The organism is Clavibacter lycopersici (assembly GCF_003576405.1).
GTDB classification, from domain to species: Bacteria; Actinomycetota; Actinomycetes; order Actinomycetales; family Microbacteriaceae; genus Clavibacter; species Clavibacter lycopersici.
The window spans coordinates 1-4,592 of sequence record NZ_QWGT01000222.1 but is presented as its reverse complement, the minus strand read 5'-3'; the positions used below and the strand labels follow the sequence as shown (position 1 = coordinate 4,592).

Genomic DNA, 4,592 nt, shown 5'->3' with positions numbered 1-4,592 from the left:
GTCGCCCAGCGGCAGCCGGCTGCCGCTGGGCGACCTTCCGCGCGGCCCGCTTCCGCGGGGCAGGCTGCTCGGGCTGCTGCACGGGCGTCGAGGCGGTGCGCGGCGGGTGGGCGCCGCCCACGCTCGCGGCGCTGTCGAAGCCGGTGAGGACGACGGCGGTGAGCGACGGCAGGGTGACGCCCATGGCGTCGAGGCCGGCCTTGAGCCGGGCGCGGAGCTCGCGTGAGACGTCGTCGCGCGCGTTGCTGCGGGTCTTGACGACGATGCGGATCACCACGGCCGACTCGGAGATGGACTCGATGCCCCAGAGCTCGGGCTTCTCGACGATGCGCGAACGCCACTTCGGGGTGGAGGCGAGCTCCGTCGCGGTCGCGAGCATGCGCTCCTGCACGGCCTGCACGTCGGTGTCGTAGGGCACGGCCAGGTCGATGACGACGCGCGCCCAGCCCTGCGACATGTTGCCGACGCGGAGGATCTCGCCGTTGCGCACGAACCAGAGCGTGCCGTTGACGTCGCGGAGCGTCGTGATGCGGATCCCGACGGTCTCGACGACGCCCGTGGCGGGGCCGACGTCCACGACGTCGCCCACGCCGAGCTGGTCCTCGACGACCATGAAGAGGCCGTTGAGGATGTCCTTCACGATGTTCTGCGCGCCGAAGCCGAGGCCCGCGCCGAGGGCTGCGGTGAGGAGCGCGAGGGAGCTGAGCGCACCCGGCAACGCGATGTTGATGACGAGCGAGACCACGATGACGACGATGACGACCGTCGTGATGTTGCTCAGCACGCTGCCCAGGGTGCGCGTCCGCTGCACGACCCGCACCGCGGTGAGGGGTGAGGCCTGGATCGACTGCGTGTCGTCGACGTTCTGGCGCTTCTTGACGCCCGAGACGATCTGGTCGACGGTGTTGCGGATCACGACCAGCAGGATCCAGCGCGCGATGACGCCGCCGACGAGGACGGTCAGGACCTGGATCAGCGTGCCCCACGTGGAGAAGAACGAGCCGTCGCCGCAGCACACCATGCTCAGGTCCATCGCGACGCGCTTCCGACGGGGATCAGGAGAGGGGAGGTCATCCGGCCGAGTGTACCGGCGGCCTCCTCGGCCGGCCCTGGGTCCGTCCGCAGGAGCGGAGGGAGGGACGACGAGGGGGACGGCCGCGTGCGCGACCGTCCCCCTCGAGTGGAGCGCTGGCTACTCGGCGTCCTTCGCCTGCGCCCGGAGCGCGCGCTCGACCCCCGACAGCAGCTCGCTCACGAGGCGGCGGAGCGCCGGCGGCTCGGGGTTCGCGTCGAGCCAGGCGACGGTCGCGTCGCGCAGCTCCTCGTCGGCGAGCGGCGACGGGTAGAAGCCGCCGATGAGCGCCGCCGCGATGGCGTAGCTCCGCGACTCCCACACACCCTGCAGCGCGTCGAAGTACGCGCCGACGTACGGCCGCAGCAGATCGGTGTCGGACGCCCGCCGGAAGCCGAGGCCCGTGGTGCGGACGATGGTGTTCGGCTCGGTGTCGGCCTCCCACACGGACGCCCACGCGGCCTGCTTGCCCTCCGCGGTGGGGAGCGCCGCGCGGGCCTGGGCCGCGGACTGCGCGCCCGTCGCCGTGCGGTCCGCCTCGAGCGCGGCGTCGATCTCGGCGGTGCCGGCGCGTCCGCCCGCGACGAGCGCGGTCAGCAGCTCCCAGCGCAGGTCGGCGTCGACCTCGACGCCCTCGAGCGTCTCTGCGCCGTCGAGGAGCGCCTGCACGTGATCCAGCTGCGCCGGCTCCTGGGCGACCTGCGCGAACGTGCGCAGGAACTGGAACTGGTTGTCGGATCCGGGCGCCGCCTGCGCCGTGAGCGCCCACAGCTCGGACGCGACCGTCGCGAGCAGCTCGTCGCGGTGGTCGGGCGCCGAGTAGGTGGTCGCCGCGACCGTGAGCTGCGCGAGCGCGTAGCGCAGGGCCGTCGACTCGTCCTCGGTCGCGACGTTGTCGAGCACGAGGCGCGCGTAGTCGCGGGCGCGGATCTCGCCGTCGCGCGTCGCGTCCCACACGGAGGCGAAGACGAGCGAACGGGCGAGCGAGTCGTCGAAGGCGGCGAGGTGGCGCATCGCGACCTCGAGCGAGGCGGGATCCAGCCGGACCTTGGCGTAGGTGAGGTCGTCGTCGTTCAGCAGCACGAGCGCCGGGCGCTGGCGGCCCACGAGCTCCGCCACCTCGGTGCGGTCGCCGTCCACGTCGAGCTCGAAGCGCTCGGTGCGCACGAGCTTCGCGTCGCGGAGCTCGTAGAAGCCGATCGCGAGGCGGTGCGGGCGGAGCGTCGGGTGGTCGGCCGCCGCCTCCTGCAGCACCGAGAACGACGTGATGACCCCGTCCTCGTCCGTCTCGATCTCGGGGCGCAGCGTGTTGACGCCCGCGGTCTTCAGCCACAGGTCGGTCCAGCGCTCGAGGTCGCGGCCGCTCGTGCCCTCGAGCTCCGAGGTGAAGTCGCGGAGCGTCGAGTTGCCGAAGGCGTGGCGCTGGAAGTACGCCGCGACGCCCGCGAGGAACTCGTCCTGGCCGACGTAGGCGACGAGCTGGCGGAGCACCGACGCGCCCTTGGCGTACGTGATGCCGTCGAAGTTGACCTGCACGTCCTCCAGGTCGTCGATGTTCGCGTAGACGGGGTGCGTGCTCGGCAGCTGGTCCTGGTTGTACGCCCAGGACTTCTCGCCGGCGTTGAACGTGGTCCATGCGCCCGTCCACTCGGTGCCCTCGGCGGTGGCGAGCGTGGAGATGTAGGTCGCGAACGACTCGTTCAGCCACAGGTCGTCCCACCACTTCATGGTGACGAGGTCGCCGAACCACATGTGCGCGAGCTCGTGCAGGATCGTCGTGACCCGGCGCTCCTTCACCGCGTCGGTGACCTTGGAGCGGAAGACGTAGCTCTCGACGAAGGTGACGGCGCCGGCGTTCTCCATCGCGCCCGCGTTGAACTCGGGGACGAACAGCTGGTCGTACTTGGGGAACGGGTAGGGGTACTCGAATCGCTCCTCGTAGAACGCGAAGCCCTCGCGGGTCTTCTCGAACACGTAGTCGGCGTCGAGGTGCTCCATGAGCGACTTGCGGGCGAAGACGCCGAGCGGGATCGTGCGGCCGTCGCTCGAGGTGAGCTCGCTGCGGACGACGCCGTAGGGGCCCGCGATGAGCGCCGTGATGTAGCTCGACATGCGCAGCGTCGGCTCGAAGGTCCACGTGGAGGCGCCGTCGGCGGCGGCCGAGGGCTCGGGCGTGGGGGAGTTGGAGACGACCTCCCAGTGCGAGGGGGCCGTGACCGTGAAGCGGAAGACGGCCTTGAGGTCGGGCTGCTCGAACACGGCGAACATGCGGCGGGAGTCCGGCACCTCGAACTGCGAGTACAGGTAGACCTCGTCGTCGACGGGATCCACGAAGCGGTGCAGGCCCTCGCCGGTGTTCGTGTACACGGCGTCGGCGACGACCGTGAGCTCGTTCTCCTGCGCGAGGTCGTCGAGGCGGATGCGGACGCCGTCGCTGACGTCGGCCGGGTCGAGCTCGCGCCCGTTGAGGGTCACGGCGTGCACGGTGCGCGTGATCGCGTCGATGAAGGTGGACGCGCCGGCGGTGGCCGTGAAGCGCACGGTCGTGGTGGATCCGAACACCTCCGCGCCCCGGGTGAGGTCGAGCGTCACGTCGTACTCGGACACGGCCAGCAGCGCGGCGCGCTCCTCGGCCTCGACGCGGGTGAGGTTCTCTCCTGGCATGGTGCTCCTGCTCGTCCGTGAGGTGGGTGGGCCGTGCGGCGGACGCGCCTCGCGGGACGATGCACCGGGCGGTCGGGGACCGCGGGTGCGCAGGCGGAGCGGCGCCGCTTTCGGAGCCGATCCTATTCCGTCGGCTGACCTAGGCTTGCGGCATGTCCGACGTTCAGAGCAGCCCCCGCACCACCGCCGTCGAGTTCTGGTTCGACCCGTCCTGCCCCTGGGCGTGGATGACCTCCCGCTGGGTCGACGAGGTCGCCCGCCACCGCGACCTCGACATCACCTGGCGCGTCATGAGCCTCGCCGTGCTCAACGAGGACAAGGCGGACGACCCGGACTTCGCGTCGTTCCTCCCGCGCGCGCTCCGGTTCACGCGCCTCGTCGCCGCGGTCGAGGCCGAGCACGGCGCCGAGCACGTCAAGCCGCTGTACGACGCGCTCGGCACGCGGATCCACCTGCGCGACCAGAAGGACGCCGACGTCGTCATCCCCGAGGTCCTCGCCGAGCTCGGCCTGCCCGCCGAGCTCGCGGAGACCAGCCGCACCGACCGCTACGACGAGCCCATGCGCGCCAGCCACTTCGAGGGCATCGAGCGCGTCGGCCAGGACGTCGGCACGCCCGTCATCTCCGTCGACGGCGTCGCCTTCTTCGGTCCCGTCATCTCGCCCGCGCCGAAGGGCGAGGAGGCCGTGAGGCTCTGGGACGGCGTCGTCGCCGTGGCCGCGTACCCGGGCTTCTTCGAGATCAAGCGCTCGCGCACCGTGGGCCCGATCTTCGACTGACCCTTACCCGTCGCGCGCGCGGCGGCCGGGCGCCCAGAGGCGTCCGGCCGCGGTGCGCCCGGCATCGCCCGCGCCGC

At 71.7% G+C, this 4,592-nt stretch carries 3 protein-coding genes; 1 reads left to right on the top strand and 2 read right to left on the bottom strand.

The genetic code is table 11. From position 1 onward, the window contains the following. The coding region (locus tag DZG00_RS12560) for a mechanosensitive ion channel family protein (RefSeq protein ID WP_119455680.1) at positions 1 to 1,033 on the bottom strand (1,033 nt) is incomplete at its 3' end. Between the two features lie 159 nt (positions 1,034 to 1,192). Then, positions 1,193 to 3,736, bottom strand: coding sequence for an aminopeptidase N (pepN, locus tag DZG00_RS12555; RefSeq protein ID WP_119381745.1), 2,544 nt, complete (start codon positions 3,734 to 3,736; stop codon positions 1,193 to 1,195). A gap of 152 nt (positions 3,737 to 3,888) precedes the next feature. On the opposite strand from pepN, the gene DZG00_RS12550 reads away from it, so the two are divergent. Next, positions 3,889 to 4,515: a mycothiol-dependent nitroreductase Rv2466c family protein gene (locus DZG00_RS12550; RefSeq protein WP_119381744.1), complete on the top strand. Its 627-nt coding sequence runs from the start codon at positions 3,889 to 3,891 to the stop codon at positions 4,513 to 4,515. Positions 4,516 to 4,592: the final 77 nt, after the last annotated feature.